General features: G+C 54.8%; 12 protein-coding genes, 1 tRNA gene and 1 pseudogene. All 14 read right to left on the bottom strand.

Features of this window, described 5'->3' with window-relative positions:
- The coding region (locus tag AACY02_RS24955; RefSeq protein ID WP_339434213.1) for a GTP-binding protein at positions 1–241 on the bottom strand (241 nt) is incomplete at its 3' end.
- Between the two features lie 31 nt (positions 242–272).
- Positions 273–2,378: an elongation factor G gene (gene fusA, locus AACY02_RS24950; protein WP_339434212.1), complete on the bottom strand. Its 2,106-nt coding sequence runs from the start codon at positions 2,376–2,378 to the stop codon at positions 273–275.
- Positions 2,379–2,408: 30 nt separating this feature from the next.
- Positions 2,409–2,882, bottom strand: coding sequence for a 30S ribosomal protein S7 (rpsG, locus tag AACY02_RS24945; RefSeq protein WP_016772941.1), 474 nt, complete (start codon positions 2,880–2,882; stop codon positions 2,409–2,411).
- A 107-nt stretch (positions 2,883–2,989) separates the two neighbouring features.
- Positions 2,990–3,361, bottom strand: a complete 372-nt coding sequence (gene rpsL, locus AACY02_RS24940) for a 30S ribosomal protein S12 (RefSeq protein WP_003186084.1) — start codon at positions 3,359–3,361, stop codon at positions 2,990–2,992.
- 216 nt (positions 3,362–3,577) lie between these two features.
- Positions 3,578–7,777, bottom strand: a complete 4,200-nt coding sequence (gene rpoC / locus AACY02_RS24935) for a DNA-directed RNA polymerase subunit beta' (protein ID WP_042561345.1) — start codon at positions 7,775–7,777, stop codon at positions 3,578–3,580.
- A 64-nt stretch (positions 7,778–7,841) separates the two neighbouring features.
- Positions 7,842–11,915 (bottom strand): DNA-directed RNA polymerase subunit beta, encoded by a 4,074-nt coding sequence (rpoB, locus tag AACY02_RS24930; protein ID WP_339434211.1) that lies wholly within the window; start codon positions 11,913–11,915, stop codon positions 7,842–7,844.
- 221 nt (positions 11,916–12,136) lie between these two features.
- Entirely contained in the window at positions 12,137–12,502 is a 366-nt protein-coding gene (rplL, locus tag AACY02_RS24925) for a 50S ribosomal protein L7/L12 (RefSeq protein WP_003228750.1), read from the bottom strand.
- A gap of 74 nt (positions 12,503–12,576) precedes the next feature.
- The gene (gene rplJ, locus AACY02_RS24920) at positions 12,577–13,077 is read right to left on the bottom strand and encodes a 50S ribosomal protein L10 (RefSeq protein WP_008081912.1); all 501 of its coding nucleotides are present in this window, start codon (positions 13,075–13,077) and stop codon (positions 12,577–12,579) included.
- A 198-nt stretch (positions 13,078–13,275) separates the two neighbouring features.
- Positions 13,276–13,971, bottom strand: coding sequence for a 50S ribosomal protein L1 (gene rplA, locus AACY02_RS24915; RefSeq protein ID WP_339434210.1), 696 nt, complete (start codon positions 13,969–13,971; stop codon positions 13,276–13,278).
- Positions 13,971–14,402: a 50S ribosomal protein L11 gene (rplK, locus tag AACY02_RS24910; protein ID WP_003228756.1), complete on the bottom strand. Its 432-nt coding sequence runs from the start codon at positions 14,400–14,402 to the stop codon at positions 13,971–13,973. The genes rplA and rplK overlap by 1 nt, the downstream gene beginning before the upstream one ends.
- Before the next feature lie 117 nt (positions 14,403–14,519).
- Positions 14,520–15,053 carry a transcription termination/antitermination protein NusG gene (gene nusG / locus AACY02_RS24905; RefSeq protein WP_007916492.1) on the bottom strand — a complete coding sequence of 178 codons (534 nt, stop codon included), beginning with the start codon at positions 15,051–15,053 and terminating at the stop codon, positions 14,520–14,522.
- Between the two features lie 9 nt (positions 15,054–15,062).
- Positions 15,063–15,431 (bottom strand): preprotein translocase subunit SecE, encoded by a 369-nt coding sequence (gene secE, locus AACY02_RS24900; RefSeq protein WP_339434209.1) that lies wholly within the window; start codon positions 15,429–15,431, stop codon positions 15,063–15,065.
- A gap of 45 nt (positions 15,432–15,476) precedes the next feature.
- Positions 15,477–15,552, bottom strand: a tRNA-Trp gene (locus tag AACY02_RS24895).
- A 53-nt stretch (positions 15,553–15,605) separates the two neighbouring features.
- Positions 15,606–15,760, bottom strand: a pseudogene (locus tag AACY02_RS24890) (hypothetical protein); the annotation flags it as partial.

The following is a 15,760-nucleotide window of genomic DNA, read 5'->3' as shown; positions in this document are numbered from 1 at the left end:
CAACGTGAGCGTAGTGACGGATCAGCGAGTTGTACTCAACGTGCGCGGTGTTGATGGTGATACCGCGAGCTTTTTCTTCTGGAGCGCTGTCGATCTTGTCGAATTCAACTACGGCCGAACCGAAAACTTCGGAGCAGACGCGAGTCAGAGCAGCGGTCAGAGTGGTTTTACCGTGGTCAACGTGACCGATAGTGCCAACGTTGACGTGCGGTAGGGAACGATCAAATTTTTCTTTAGCCACGACAATTAACTCCTAGCCTAAAGGGGCTGAATCAGCCTTGTTTTTTGGTTACGGTTTCGACGATGTGCGACGGAGCCGTATCGTATTTTTTGAATTCCATAGAGTAGCTTGCGCGACCCTGAGACATGGAACGAACGTCGGTCGCATAACCGAACATCTCACCCAGTGGAACTTCGGCACGGATAACCTTGCCGGACACTGTGTCTTCCATACCCTGGATCATGCCGCGACGACGGTTAAGGTCGCCCATCACATCACCCATATAGTCTTCAGGCGTAACAACCTCTACCGCCATGATCGGCTCGAGCAACTCACCACCACCCTTCTGGGCCAGTTGCTTGGTCGCCATGGAAGCAGCCACTTTAAACGCCATCTCGTTGGAGTCGACGTCGTGGTAAGAACCATCGAACACGGTAGCCTTCAGGCCGATCAGCGGATAGCCGGCAACAACGCCGTTCTTCATCTGCTCTTCGATACCCTTCTGGATAGCCGGGATGTATTCCTTAGGAACAACACCACCTACTACTTCGTTCACGAATTGCAGACCTTCCTGACCTTCGTCAGCAGGAGCAAAACGGATCCAGCAGTGACCGAACTGGCCGCGACCACCGGATTGACGAACGAACTTGCCTTCGATTTCACAGTTCTTCGTGATGCGCTCACGATACGAAACCTGAGGCTTGCCGATGTTGGCTTCGACGTTGAACTCACGGCGCATCCGGTCAACCAGGATGTCCAGGTGCAGCTCGCCCATGCCGGAGATGATCGTTTGACCAGTCTCTTCATCAGTTTTAACGCGGAAAGAAGGGTCTTCCTGAGCAAGTTTGCCCAGAGCAATACCCATTTTTTCCTGGTCATCCTTGGTCTTAGGCTCTACGGCAACCGAAATAACCGGCTCCGGGAAGTCCATGCGAACCAGGATGATTGGCTTGTCAGCGTTGCAGAGGGTTTCACCAGTGGTGACGTCCTTCATGCCGATCAGGGCCGCGATGTCACCAGCGCGTACTTCCTTGATCTCTTCACGGGCGTTTGCGTGCATTTGCACCATACGGCCCACGCGCTCTTTCTTGCCTTTAACCGAGTTGATCACGCCGTCGCCGGAGTTCAACACGCCCGAGTAAACGCGGACGAAGGTCAAAGTACCCACGAATGGGTCGGTAGCGATCTTGAACGCCAGAGCCGAGAAAGGCTCGTTATCGTCTGCATGACGCTCCATCTCTTCTTCCTCGTTATCAGGGTTGGTACCCTTGATAGCAGGAATATCAGTTGGCGCAGGCAGGTAGTCGATAACGGCGTCGAGAACCAGGGGAACACCCTTGTTCTTGAAGGAAGAACCGCAAACAGCCAGAACGATTTCGCCAGCGATAGTACGTTGACGCAAAGCAGCTTTGATCTCTTCGATCGACAGCTCTTCGCCTTCCAGGTACTTGTTCATCAGCTCTTCGCTGGCTTCGGCAGCAGCCTCAACCATGTTGTTGCGCCACTCTTCGGCCAGCTCTTGCAGCTCAGCAGGAATGTCCTTGCGAACAGGGACCATACCTTTGTCAGAGTCGTTCCAGTAGATAGCTTGCATGTTGATCAGATCAATCTGACCCTGGAAGTTATCTTCGGAACCGATGGCCAACTGAATCGGCACCGGAGTGTGACCCAGACGCTGCTTGATCTGACCGATCACGCGCAGAAAGTTAGCGCCAGCACGGTCCATCTTGTTCACGTAAACAAGACGTGGAACGCCGTATTTGTTGGCTTGACGCCATACGGTTTCCGACTGAGGCTCAACACCCGAAGTACCACAGAACACAACGACAGCGCCGTCGAGTACGCGCAGGGAACGCTCAACTTCAATGGTGAAGTCCACGTGGCCCGGGGTATCGATTACGTTGAAACGGTGCTCGTGCGAGTACTGCTTCTCGGAACCTTTCCAGAAGGCGGTAATGGCAGCAGAAGTAATGGTAATACCACGCTCCTGCTCCTGCACCATCCAGTCTGTGGTCGCGGCGCCATCATGCACCTCGCCCATTTTGTGACTTTTGCCGGTGTAAAAAAGGACGCGCTCGGTGGTGGTGGTTTTACCAGCATCCACGTGAGCGACGATACCGATGTTACGGTAGCGACTAATCGGAGTAGTACGAGCCATAAAGCCCTCGCAAAATTAGTGAAGCTAAAATTAGAAGCGGTAGTGCGAGAAAGCTTTGTTGGCTTCGGCCATACGGTGCACGTCTTCACGCTTCTTAACAGCAGCACCTTTACCTTCAGCAGCATCCAGCAGTTCGCCAGCCAAACGCAGAGCCATAGACTTCTCGCCACGCTTACGGGCGAAGTCTACCAACCAGCGCATTGCCAGAGCATTACGACGGGAAGGACGAACCTCGACCGGAACCTGGTAAGTAGCACCACCAACGCGGCGCGACTTCACTTCGACCAGCGGAGCGATGGCGTCGAGTGCTTTTTCGAAGAGTTCCAGGGGATCGGTGCCAGCCTTACGGGCCGCAACGGTTTCCAGGGCACCATAAACGATACGTTCGGCAACGGCTTTCTTGCCGCTTTCCATAACGTGGTTCATGAATTTGGCGAGGATCTGGCTTCCGTATTTCGGATCGTCCAGAATCTCACGCTTTGCTGCTACGCGACGTCTTGGCATGATAAGCCCTCAAGCGGTCTTCAGGTTAGCTCGGGACAGATCCAATGGATGCGCGCCCGACCTTACTCTTATCGACTCAATAAAATAAAAATCTGCAAAACGGCCGATTACTTCGGACGCTTGGTACCGTACTTCGAACGACCTTGGTTACGACCTTTAACACCGGAAGTATCCAGGGAGCCGCGAACGGTGTGGTAACGAACACCTGGCAAGTCTTTTACACGACCGCCGCGGATCAGTACCACGCTGTGCTCTTGCAGGTTGTGGCCTTCACCACCGATGTACGAGGAAACCTCGAAACCGTTGGTCAGACGCACACGGCATACTTTACGCAGTGCCGAGTTAGGTTTTTTCGGCGTGGTGGTGTACACACGGGTGCACACGCCACGACGTTGCGGGCAGTTCTGCAGCGCAGGCACGTCGGATTTCTCGACGATACGCTTACGCGGCTGACGTACCAGCTGGTTGATAGTTGCCATCTACTAGCTCCACTGTTGTCTTGCGACGCTATTGTCTTGCAAGAAAAGCAAAATGGCAGGAACGAATTCCCGCCAAATTTAGGGGATCAAGAGTCTAAAGAGGATCTTGCCCCCAGTCAAGGCAAGGCCCCGACCTCCCCGCCCCTCGAACCTCGACAAATTGTCTCGATTCGATGAACGGAGCGATCAGGGCCTTACGCTCATATATCGCAGAACTCAGTTACCGCTCGAGTTCAGCGCTTCGGTCAGTGCAGCTTCCACTTCACTGGCGCTCACGCGCAACGGCTTGTCTGCTTCACGACGACGCTTGCGCTCGCTGTGATAGGCCAGACCGGTACCGGCCGGGATCAAACGACCCACGACTACGTTTTCTTTCAGGCCGCGCAGGTAATCGCGCTTGCCGGTGACGGCTGCTTCGGTCAGTACACGGGTGGTTTCCTGGAAGGAAGCCGCCGAGATGAACGATTCGGTCGACAACGACGCCTTGGTGATACCCAGCAGAACGCGAGTGAACTTGGAGACAAACTTGTCTTCCGCGCCCAGACGCTCGTTCTCTACCAGTACGTGAGTCAACTCCATCTGGTCGCCCTTGATGAAAGTGGAATCGCCGGACTCAGCGATTTCAACCTTACGCAGCATCTGACGCAAAATGGTCTCGATGTGCTTGTCGTTGATCTTCACGCCTTGCAGACGGTAAACGTCCTGGATCTCGTTAACGATGTACTTGGCCAGCGCGCTCACACCCAGCAAACGCAGGATATCGTGCGGATCGCTAGGGCCGTCAGAGATAACTTCGCCTCGGTTTACCTGTTCGCCTTCGAACACGTTCAGGTGGCGCCACTTCGGAATCAGCTCTTCGTACGGGTCAGTACCGTCGTTCGGGGTGATAACCAGACGGCGCTTGCCTTTGGTCTCTTTACCGAACGCGATGGTGCCACTGACTTCAGCCAGAATCGATGCTTCTTTCGGACGGCGAGCTTCGAACAAGTCGGCAACACGCGGCAGACCACCGGTGATGTCGCGGGTTTTCGAAGTTTCTTGCGGGATACGAGCGATAACATCACCGATCGCAATCTTCGCACCATCCGCAACACCGACCAGGGCGTTAGCTGGCAGGAAGTACTGAGCGATAACGTCAGTGCCTGGCAGCAACAGATCCTTGCCGTTGTCATCGACCATCTTCACTGCAGGACGGATTTCCTTGCCGGCAGCTGGACGATCTTTCGCATCGAGTACTTCAATGTTGGTCATACCGGTCAATTCGTCAGTCTGACGTTTGATCGTGATGCCTTCTTCCATGCCCACGTAGGTCACGGTACCTTTCATTTCGGTAACGATTGGGTGAGTGTGCGGATCCCACTTGGCCACGATTGCGCCAGCGTCGACCTTGTCACCTTCTTTAACCGAGATCACAGCACCGTACGGCAGCTTGTAACGCTCACGCTCACGACCGAAGTCGTCAGCGATTGCCAGCTCACCGGAACGGGACACAGCAACCAAGTGACCATCCACTCGCTCAACGTGCTTCAGGTTGTGCAGACGGACGGTACCGCCATTCTTGACCTGAACGCTGTCGGCTGCGGAAGTACGGCTTGCCGCACCACCGATGTGGAACGTACGCATTGTCAGCTGGGTACCCGGCTCACCGATGGACTGGGCAGCGATAACGCCGACCGCTTCACCAATGTTCACCTGGTGACCACGAGCCAGATCTCGGCCGTAGCACTTGGCACAAATGCCATAGCGGGTTTCGCAGCTGATCGGCGAACGCACGATCACTTCGTCGATGCTGTTCAGCTCGATGAACTCGACCCACTTCTCGTCTACCAGAGTGCCGGCAGGAACGATGACGTCCTCGGTACCTGGCTTGAATACGTCACGGGCGATAACACGACCCAATACGCGCTCACCCAACGGCTCGACAACGTCACCGCCTTCAATGTGCGGAGTCATCAGCAAACCGTGTTCTGTGCCGCAATCGATCTCGGTTACAACCAGATCCTGCGCCACGTCTACCAGACGACGAGTCAGGTAACCGGAGTTCGCAGTTTTCAACGCGGTATCCGCCAGACCTTTACGAGCACCGTGAGTCGAAATGAAGTACTGAAGTACGCTCAAACCTTCACGGAAGTTCGCAGTAATCGGCGTTTCAATGATGGAACCGTCCGGCTTGGCCATCAGACCACGCATACCGGCCAGCTGACGAATCTGTGCTGCGGAACCCCGCGCACCCGAGTCGGCCATCATGTACATCGAGTTGAAAGACTCTTGATCGACTTCAACACCATGACGGTCGATGACTTTCTCTTTCGAGAGGTTGGCCATCATCGCCTTGGAAACTTCGTCGTTCGCCTTCGACCAAAGGTCGATCACTTTGTTGTACTTCTCGCCCTGGGTAACCAGGCCGGAGGCGTACTGGCTCTCGATCTCTTTCACTTCGTCGGTGGCAGCACCGATGATGCGGGCTTTTTCATCCGGGATAACGAAGTCGTTAACGCCGATGGAAACGCCGGAAATGGTCGAGTAAGCGAAACCGGTGTACATCAACTGGTCAGCGAAAATGACGGTCTCTTTCAAACCAACCACGCGGTAGCACTGGTTGATCAGCTTGGAGATCGCCTTTTTCTTCATCGGCAAGTTGACGACGTCGTACGACAGACCTTTCGGCACAACCTGGAACAGCAGCGCACGGCCGACGGTGGTGTCGACGATACGGGTACCGCTCACGCTGTTGCCGTCACGATCGTTGACGGTTTCGTTGATACGTACTTTAACCTTGGCGTGCAGTGCGGCTTCGCCGGCACGGAACACACGGTCAACTTCCTGCAGATCCGCAAATACACGACCTTCGCCCTTGGCGTTGATCGCTTCACGAGTCATGTAGTACAGACCCAATACAACGTCCTGCGACGGAACGATGATTGGCTCACCGTTGGCTGGCGACAGAATGTTGTTGGTCGACATCATCAACGCACGCGCTTCCAACTGGGCTTCCAGTGTCAGCGGTACGTGCACGGCCATTTGGTCGCCGTCGAAGTCGGCGTTGTACGCGGCGCAGACCAGCGGGTGCAGCTGAATAGCCTTACCTTCGATCAGTACCGGTTCAAACGCCTGGATACCCAGACGGTGAAGGGTCGGTGCACGGTTGAGAAGCACCGGGTGTTCGCGAATCACTTCAGCGAGAACGTCCCAAACCTCTGGCAATTCGCGCTCGACCATTTTCTTGGCCGCTTTGATGGTGGTCGCCAGACCGCGCATTTCCAGCTTGCCGAAAATGAACGGTTTGAACAGCTCGAGGGCCATTTTCTTCGGCAGACCGCACTGGTGCAGACGCAGGGTCGGGCCTACGGTAATTACCGAACGACCAGAGTAGTCAACACGCTTACCGAGCAAGTTCTGACGGAAACGACCTTGTTTACCCTTGATCATGTCAGCCAGGGATTTCAGAGGACGCTTGTTGGAACCAGTGATAGCGCGGCCACGACGACCGTTGTCGAGCAGTGCATCGACCGCTTCCTGCAACATACGCTTTTCGTTGCGCACGATGATGTCCGGAGCGGACAGATCCAGCAGGCGCTTCAAACGGTTGTTACGGTTGATCACTCGACGATACAGATCGTTGAGGTCGGAAGTCGCGAAGCGACCGCCATCCAGCGGGACCAATGGACGCAGATCTGGCGGCAGAACCGGCAGAACGGTCAGCACCATCCACTCTGGAAGGTTGCCGGAACCCTGGAAGGCTTCCATCAACTTCAGACGCTTGGACAGCTTCTTGATCTTGGTTTCGGAGTTGGTTTGCGGAATTTCTTCACGCAGACGGCCAATCTCGTGTTCCAGGTCGATAGCGTGCAGCAATTCGCGGACAGCTTCAGCACCCATGCGGGCGTCGAAATCATCACCAAATTCTTCCAGCGCCTCGAAGTACTGCTCGTCGTTCAGCAACTGACCTTTTTCAAGGGTAGTCATGCCAGGGTCGATAACGACATAGCTCTCGAAGTAGAGAACGCGTTCGATATCACGCAGGGTCATGTCCATCAGCAAGCCGATACGCGACGGCAGCGATTTCAGGAACCAGATGTGGGCAACCGGCGAAGCCAGTTCGATGTGCGCCATGCGCTCACGACGAACCTTGGCCAGTGCAACTTCAACGCCGCACTTCTCGCAGATCACACCACGGTGCTTCAAGCGCTTGTACTTACCGCACAGGCACTCGTAATCCTTTACCGGGCCAAAGATCTTGGCGCAGAACAGGCCGTCACGCTCAGGTTTGAACGTACGGTAGTTGATGGTTTCCGGCTTTTTAACTTCACCGAACGACCATGAGCGGATCATCTCAGGCGAGGCCAATCCAATACGGATGGCGTCGAACTCTTCGACTTGACCCTGGTTTTTCAGCAAATTCAGTAGGTCTTTCAAGGCCTTTCCTCCTGGCGGAGCAGAGAGCGGGCAATTCTGCCCCGCTCTCGATTCGCGTCACGTGTTATTCGGTTTCCAGATCAATATCGATGCCGAGGGAACGAATTTCCTTGATCAACACGTTGAAGGACTCGGGCATGCCCGGCTCCATACGGTGATCGCCATCCACAATGTTTTTGTACATCTTGGTACGGCCGTTCACATCGTCCGACTTCACTGTGAGCATTTCTTGCAGAGTGTAAGCAGCACCGTATGCTTCCAGTGCCCAGACCTCCATCTCCCCGAAACGCTGACCACCGAACTGCGCCTTACCACCCAACGGCTGCTGGGTAACCAGGCTGTACGAACCGGTAGAACGAGCGTGCATCTTGTCGTCTACCAAGTGGTTCAGCTTCAGCATGTACATGTAGCCAACGGTAACTGGACGCTCGAACTTGTTGCCGGTACGGCCATCAGTCAGTTGCATCTGGCCGCTTTCCGGCAGGTCTGCCAGTTTCAGCATGGCCTTGATTTCGCTTTCCTTGGCGCCGTCGAACACTGGGGTGGCCATTGGAACGCCGCCACGCAGGTTCTGTGCCAGATCCAGGATTTCCTGATCGGAGAAGCTGTCCAGGTCTTCGTTACGACCGCCGATCTGGTTGTAGATCTCGTCCAGGAAAGTGCGCAGTTCAGCGACTTTACGCTGCTCTTCGACCATACGGTTGATCTTCTCGCCCAGACCTTTGGCTGCGAGGCCCAGGTGGGTTTCAAGGATCTGACCAACGTTCATACGCGAAGGTACGCCCAGTGGGTTGAGGACGACGTCTACCGGGGTGCCATTGGCATCGTGCGGCATGTCTTCAACCGGCATGATCACGGAGACCACACCTTTGTTACCGTGACGACCGGCCATCTTGTCGCCCGGCTGGATGCGACGACGGATTGCCAGGTAAACCTTGACGATTTTCAGCACGCCTGGAGCCAGGTCATCGCCCTGCTGCAGTTTGCGCTTCTTGTCTTCGAACTTGTCGTCCAGCAGACGGCGGCGGTCAACGATGTAGGCCTGAGCCTTCTCGAGCTGCTCGTTCAGAGCGTCTTCAGCCATGCGCAGTTTGAACCACTGACCATGCTCAAGACCGTCGAGCACTTCGTCGGTAATGTCCTGACCTTTCTTCAGACCAGCACCGCCTTCAGCCTTGTGGCCTACCAGAGCGGAACGCAGACGTTCGAAAGTTGCGCCTTCAACGATACGGAACTCTTCGTTCAGGTCCTTGCGGATCTCGTCCAGCTGGGACTTCTCGATCGACAGGGCACGAGCATCACGCTCAACGCCGTCGCGGGTGAAGACCTGTACGTCAATGACAGTACCTTTGGTACCGGTAGGTACACGCAGGGAGGTGTCTTTAACGTCGCTGGCTTTTTCACCGAAAATTGCACGCAGCAGTTTTTCTTCCGGAGTCAGTTGGGTCTCGCCTTTCGGAGTGACCTTACCCACCAGGATGTCGCCTGCGCCGACTTCAGCACCTACGTAAACGATACCGGCTTCGTCCAGCTTGTTCAGTGCAGCTTCACCCACGTTAGGGATGTCCGCAGTGATTTCCTCTGGCCCAAGCTTGGTGTCACGGGCCACACAGGTCAGTTCCTGAATGTGGATCGTGGTGAATCGATCTTCTTGAACAACTCGTTCCGACAGGCAGATGGAGTCTTCGAAGTTGTAACCGTTCCAGGCCATGAACGCGATGCGCATGTTCTGACCCAGTGCCAGCTCACCCATGTCGGTGGACGGGCCGTCAGCCATGATGTCGCTACGCTGAACCCGATCACCTTTACGCACCAGCGGACGCTGGTTGATGCAGGTGTTCTGGTTGGAGCGGGTGTATTTGGTGAGGTTGTAGATGTCGACACCCGCTTCGCCGGTTTCAACTTCGTCATCAGCAACACGAACCACGATACGGCTGGCATCAACAGAGTCGATCACGCCACCACGACGAGCAACGACGCAAACGCCGGAGTCACGAGCTACGTTACGCTCCATGCCGGTACCTACCAGCGGCTTGTCAGCGCGCAGGGTGGGTACAGCTTGACGCTGCATGTTCGAACCCATCAACGCACGGTTGGCGTCATCGTGCTCGAGGAACGGAATCAACGACGCTGCAACCGAAACTACCTGCTTCGGCGAAACGTCCATCAAGGTGACTTCTTCAGGCGCCTTAACGGTGAATTCGTTCAAGTGACGAACAGCTACCAACTCATCGATCAGCGTTTTCTTGTCGTTCATCGTGGCCGAAGCCTGAGCGATCACGTGATCAGCTTCTTCGATGGCAGACAGGAACACGATCTCGTCGGTGACCAATGCGTCTTTCACCACACGGTACGGGCTTTCCAGGAAGCCGTACTGGTTGGTGCGCGCATAAGCAGCCAGGGAGTTGATCAGACCAATGTTCGGACCTTCCGGCGTTTCAATCGGGCATACGCGACCGTAGTGAGTCGGGTGTACGTCACGAACCTCAAAGCCAGCGCGCTCACGAGTCAAACCGCCAGGGCCGAGTGCAGAAACACGACGCTTGTGGGTGATCTCGGACAGCGGGTTGTTCTGGTCCATGAACTGAGACAACTGGCTGGAACCGAAGAACTCTTTCACCGCCGCAGCCACTGGCTTGGCGTTGATCAGGTCTTGCGGCATCAGGCCTTCGCTTTCAGCCATCGACAGACGCTCTTTGACCGCACGCTCAACGCGTACCAGGCCAACGCGGAACTGGTTCTCGGCCATTTCGCCTACGCAGCGAACACGACGGTTACCCAAGTGGTCGATGTCATCGACGATACCTTTACCGTTACGGATGTCGACCAGAGTCTTCAGTACCGCGACGATGTCTTCCTTGCACAGCACACCCGAACCTTCGATCTCGGTACGACCGATACGACGGTTGAACTTCATCCGGCCGACCGCAGACAGGTCATAGCGCTCAGGGCTGAAGAACAGGTTATTGAACAGGGTTTCGGCAGCGTCTTTGGTTGGCGGCTCGCCTGGACGCATCATGCGATAGATCTCGACCAGCGCTTCCAATTGGTTGCTGGTGGAGTCGATCTTCAGCGTGTCAGAAACGAACGGACCGCAGTCGATGTCGTTGGTGTACAGGGTCTCGATGCGAACGACTTGAGCCTTGGCGATTTTGCCGAGGATCTCAACGTTAAGCTCGGTGTTGCACTCAGCCAGGATTTCGCCAGTAGCCGGATGCACGATGACCTTGGCAGTGGTGCGACCCAGGACGTAGTCCAGAGGCACTTCCAGCGTCTTGATACCGGCCTTTTCGATCTGGTTGATGTGGCGCGCAGTAATACGACGGCCAGCTTCAACAATGACCTTGCCTTTTTCATCCTGGATATCCAGAACGGCAATTTCACCACGCAGACGCGATGCAATCAGCTCCAGGCTGAGGGTTTCGCCGCTCAGGTGGAATACGTTGGTGGTGTAGAACGCGTCCAGCACTTCTTCAGTGGTGTAGCCGAGCGCGCGCAGCAGTACCGAGGCCGGCAGCTTGCGACGACGGTCGATACGCACGAATACGCAGTCTTTCGGGTCGAACTCGAAGTCCAGCCACGAACCGCGATAAGGGATGATGCGCGCGGAGTACAACAGTTTGCCGGAGCTATGCGTCTTGCCGCGGTCGTGATCGAAGAACACGCCCGGGGAACGGTGCAGCTGGGAAACGATTACACGCTCGGTACCGTTGATTACGAAGGTACCGTTCTCAGTCATCAGGGGGATTTCACCCATGTAGACTTCTTGCTCTTTGATGTCCTTGATCGCTTTGTTCGACGATTCTTTGTCGAAAATGATCAGGCGCACTTTTACCCGCAAAGGTACGGCGTAAGTTACACCGCGCAATACGCATTCTTTGACATCAAATGCCGGTTCGCCCAGGCGATAACCGACGTACTCCAGCGCAGCATTGCCGGAGTAGCTGATGATCGGGAAAACGGATTTGAAGGCCGCATGCAGGCCCACGTCGCGGAACTGATCTTTAGTCGCTCCCGCTTGCAAGAATTCACGATACGAATCCAGCTGGATGGCCAGGAGGTACGGCACATCCATGACGTCCGGCAACTTGCTAAAGTCCTTGCGGATACGTTTTTTCTCAGTATATGAGTAAGCCATCAGCGTTCCCCAGCTTGGTCACCTGCTTGTTTGGCCCCTCCCGACGGGAGCAGCCAGAAAATCGTGCAAACCCCATGGTTTGCGCCACCACATCGGGTGGTTAAAGCACCTTTATCAGCACCGACCCAGTCGGCTGCCAATAACGGAAAAAGGCCGGTGGCAAGAGCCACCAGCCATCAGCCTGTCGCTTTACGCTCGGGCTGGAGGAGCAAAGTCGATACTTACTTCAGCTCGACTTTAGCGCCTGCTTCTTCCAGCTTCTTCTTGGCGTCTTCAGCAGCTTCTTTCGAAACGCCTTCAGCTACAACCTGAGGAGCGCCGTCTACTTTCTCTTTGGCTTCTTTCAGGCCCAGACCGGTCAGTTCACGAACTGCCTTGATCACGTTAACCTTCTTCTCGCCAGCTTCCAGCAGAACAACGTTGAACTCGGTTTGCTCTTCAACAACAGCGGCAGCAGCAGCTGGACCAGCCGAAGCAGCAGCAGCGGTAACACCGAAGGTTTCTTCCATCGCTTTGATCAGCTCAACGATTTCCACTACGGATTTCTGGCCGATTGCTTCGATGATTTGTTCGTTAGTCAGAGACATGACTCAATTCCTGAATTGGGGGACGGCCTACGCGACCATCGAAATAAACAAAAAACGCGAGAAGTTGACAAGCCTTAGGCTGCGGCAGCTTCTTTCTGGTCGCGAATTGCCGCCAGAGTACGAGCCAATTTGCTGGTAGCGCCTTGAATCACGCTCATCAGCTGAGAAATTGCTTCGTCACGGGTCGGCAGAGTTGCCAGTACGTCGATCTGATTAGCTGCGAGGAACTTGCCCTCGAACGCAGCTGCCTTGATCTCGAACTTGTCCTGACCCTTGGCAAACTCTTTGAAAATACGGGCAGCAGCGCCCGGATGTTCGTTCGAGAATGCAATCAGGGTCGGGCCGGTGAACACGTCGTTGAGGACACTGTATTGAGTGTCAGCAACAGCGCGCTTGAGCAAGGTGTTACGTACAACACGTACGTAAACGCCAGCTTCACGAGCCTCTTTACGGAGTCCGGTCATTGCGCCTACTGTTACGCCACGGGCATCAACCACGACAGCGGACAGAGCGACTTTGGCAGCCTCGTTGACTTCAGCGACGATGGCCTTCTTGTCTTCGAGATTAATTGCCACGGGTTTAACTCCTGCTTGTTACCGTTTCATTCGATCGAAACCGAATGTCGTTTTGGTGTCTGATTCGGTAAGGAACCGGGAGCACCATCTGCGTAGGCTTATGGTTTAAGACTTGCGTCGCCTACGGTCTTGGATAGCCCCCGCCAGGCAGGGACCCCAATCTTTCAATTGGCGCGATCAATCGCGCCAACCTTTGTCTTACGCGTCCAGCGAGCTCTGATCGATAACCAGACCTGGGCCCATAGTGGTGCTCAGGGTAACGCGCTTGACGTAAATACCTTTCGAGGAAGCTGGCTTGATACGCTTCAGATCAGCGATCAGAGCTTCAACGTTTTCCTTCAGCTTGACGGCTTCGAAGCCCATCTTGCCAACGGAAGTGTGGATGATGCCGTTTTTATCGGTGCGATAACGAACCTGACCAGCTTTAGCATTCTTAACCGCAGTAGCTACGTCTGGAGTCACGGTGCCGACCTTCGGGTTAGGCATCAGACCACGTGGACCGAGGATCTGGCCCAGTTGACCTACAACGCGCATGGCATCCGGGGATGCAATCACTACGTCATAGTTCAGGTCGCCACCTTTCATTTCGGCAGCCAGGTCGTCCATACCTACGCGGTCAGCGCCAGCAGCCAGAGCGGCTTCAGCAGCTGGACCCTGAGTGAACACAGCAACGCGAACGGTCTTGCCAGTGCCGTGTGGCAGCACAGTAGCGCTACGAACAACCTGGTCGGATTTACGCGGGTCTACACCCAGGTTTACAGCAACGTCAAACGACTCGCTGAACTTGACAGTCGACAGCTCAGCCAGCAGAGCAGCGGCGTCTACAATGTTGTAGGCCTTGCCTGCTTCGATTTTGCCGGCGATAGCCTTTTGACGCTTGGTCAGCTTAGCCATTACACACCCTCCACGTTAAGGCCCATGCTACGAGCAGAACCGGCGATAGTACGCACGGCTGCATCCATATCAGCTGCAGTCAGATCCGCGTTTTTGGTTTTCGCGATTTCTTCCAGCTGAGCACGGGTAACAGTGCCAACCTTAACGGTGTTCGGACGAGCGGAACCGCTGGTCAGACCGGCCGCCTTCTTCAGCAGAACCGAAGCAGGGGTGGATTTGGTTTCGAAAGTGAAGCTACGGTCGCTGTAGACAGTGATGATCACTGGAGTTGGCAGACCTGCTTCAAGACCCTGAGTACGGGCGTTGAAAGCCTTGCAGAACTCCATGATGTTCACGCCGTGCTGACCCAGAGCAGGACCAACAGGTGGACTTGGGTTAGCCTGAGCGGCCTTCACTTGTAGCTTGATGTAAGCGGTAATCTTCTTGGCCATGAGGCACTCCAATTACGGGTTCAAACGCCTCGAAAGGCTCCCCGGTTACTTGCGCGTTTATCCCAGTGACGACAAAACCCCACAGCCTAAGGCTGCGGGGTTGGGATGCTTGCTCAGCTAGACCTTTTCGACCTGACTGAACTCCAACTCTACCGGAGTAGAGCGACCGAAAATGAGCACTGCCACTTGGATCCGGCTCTTTTCGTAGTTAACTTCTTCAACGACGCCATTGAAATCAGCAAATGGACCATCATTGACTCGCACCGTTTCACCAGGCTCAAAAAGAGTCTTAGGCTTAGGTTTGTCGCTACCATCAGCAACGCGACGCAGAATTGCTTCTGCCTCTTTATCAGTGATTGGCGCTGGCTTATCAGCAGTTCCGCCGATAAAGCCCATCACACGAGGTGTGTCCTTGACCAAGTGCCAAGTACCCTCATTCATATCCATCTGAACCAGCACATAACCTGGAAAGAACTTACGCTCGCTTTTGCGCTTCTGGCCATTACGCATCTCGACCACTTCTTCAGTGGGAACCAGAATTTCACCAAAGCCATCTTCCATGCCAGCCAGTTTCACTCGCTCAACAAGCGAGCGCATCACATGCTTCTCGTAACCCGAGTAAGCATGCACAACGTACCAACGCTTAGCCACGGGACACCCTTAGCCGACAATCAAGGAAACAAGCCAGCCGAGCAGGGAATCAAGCCCCCACAACAGCAACGCCATAACCAGAACAACAGCCACAACGATTAGCGTGGTCTGCGTGGTTTCTTGGCGAGTTGGCCAAACGACTTTACGAATCTCAGTGCGAGCTTCCTTAACCAGTACAAAGAAAGACTTGCCCTTCGCAGTTTGCAGACCTACAAAGGCAGCTGCAGCAGCAATCACAAGCAATGCGAGTACGCGGTACAGGATCGGCGAAGCTGAGTAATACTGATTACCAACAACGCCAACAACCACCAAAGCAACTACTACAAGCCACTTGAGCAAATCGAAGCGAGAGCCTTGAGTTTCAGCTTTAGGAGTCATCTATGAAGATCCTGTGAAAAGAAAGCCAGACACACCAAGTGAATCTGGCAGGTCAGGAGGGAATCGAACCCCCAACCTACGGTTTTGGAGACCGTCGCTCTGCCAATTGAGCTACTGACCTAAAACAAAATCAGGCCGACCATTATGCCGGCCTGAAAAATACATTACAACCGATTATTCGATGATCTTTGCTACGACGCCGGCGCCGACGGTACGACCGCCTTCACGGATAGCGAAACGCAGACCGTCTTCCATCGCGATGGTTTTGATCAGGGTAACAGTCATCTGAATGTTGTCACCTGGCATTACCATTTCAACGCCTTCTGGCA

This window comes from Pseudomonas sp. EA_65y_Pfl2_P78 (assembly GCF_963970495.1).
Classification (GTDB): Bacteria; Pseudomonadota; Gammaproteobacteria; order Pseudomonadales; family Pseudomonadaceae; genus Aquipseudomonas; species Aquipseudomonas baetica_A.
This window is presented reverse-complemented; position numbering and strand designations above follow the sequence as displayed.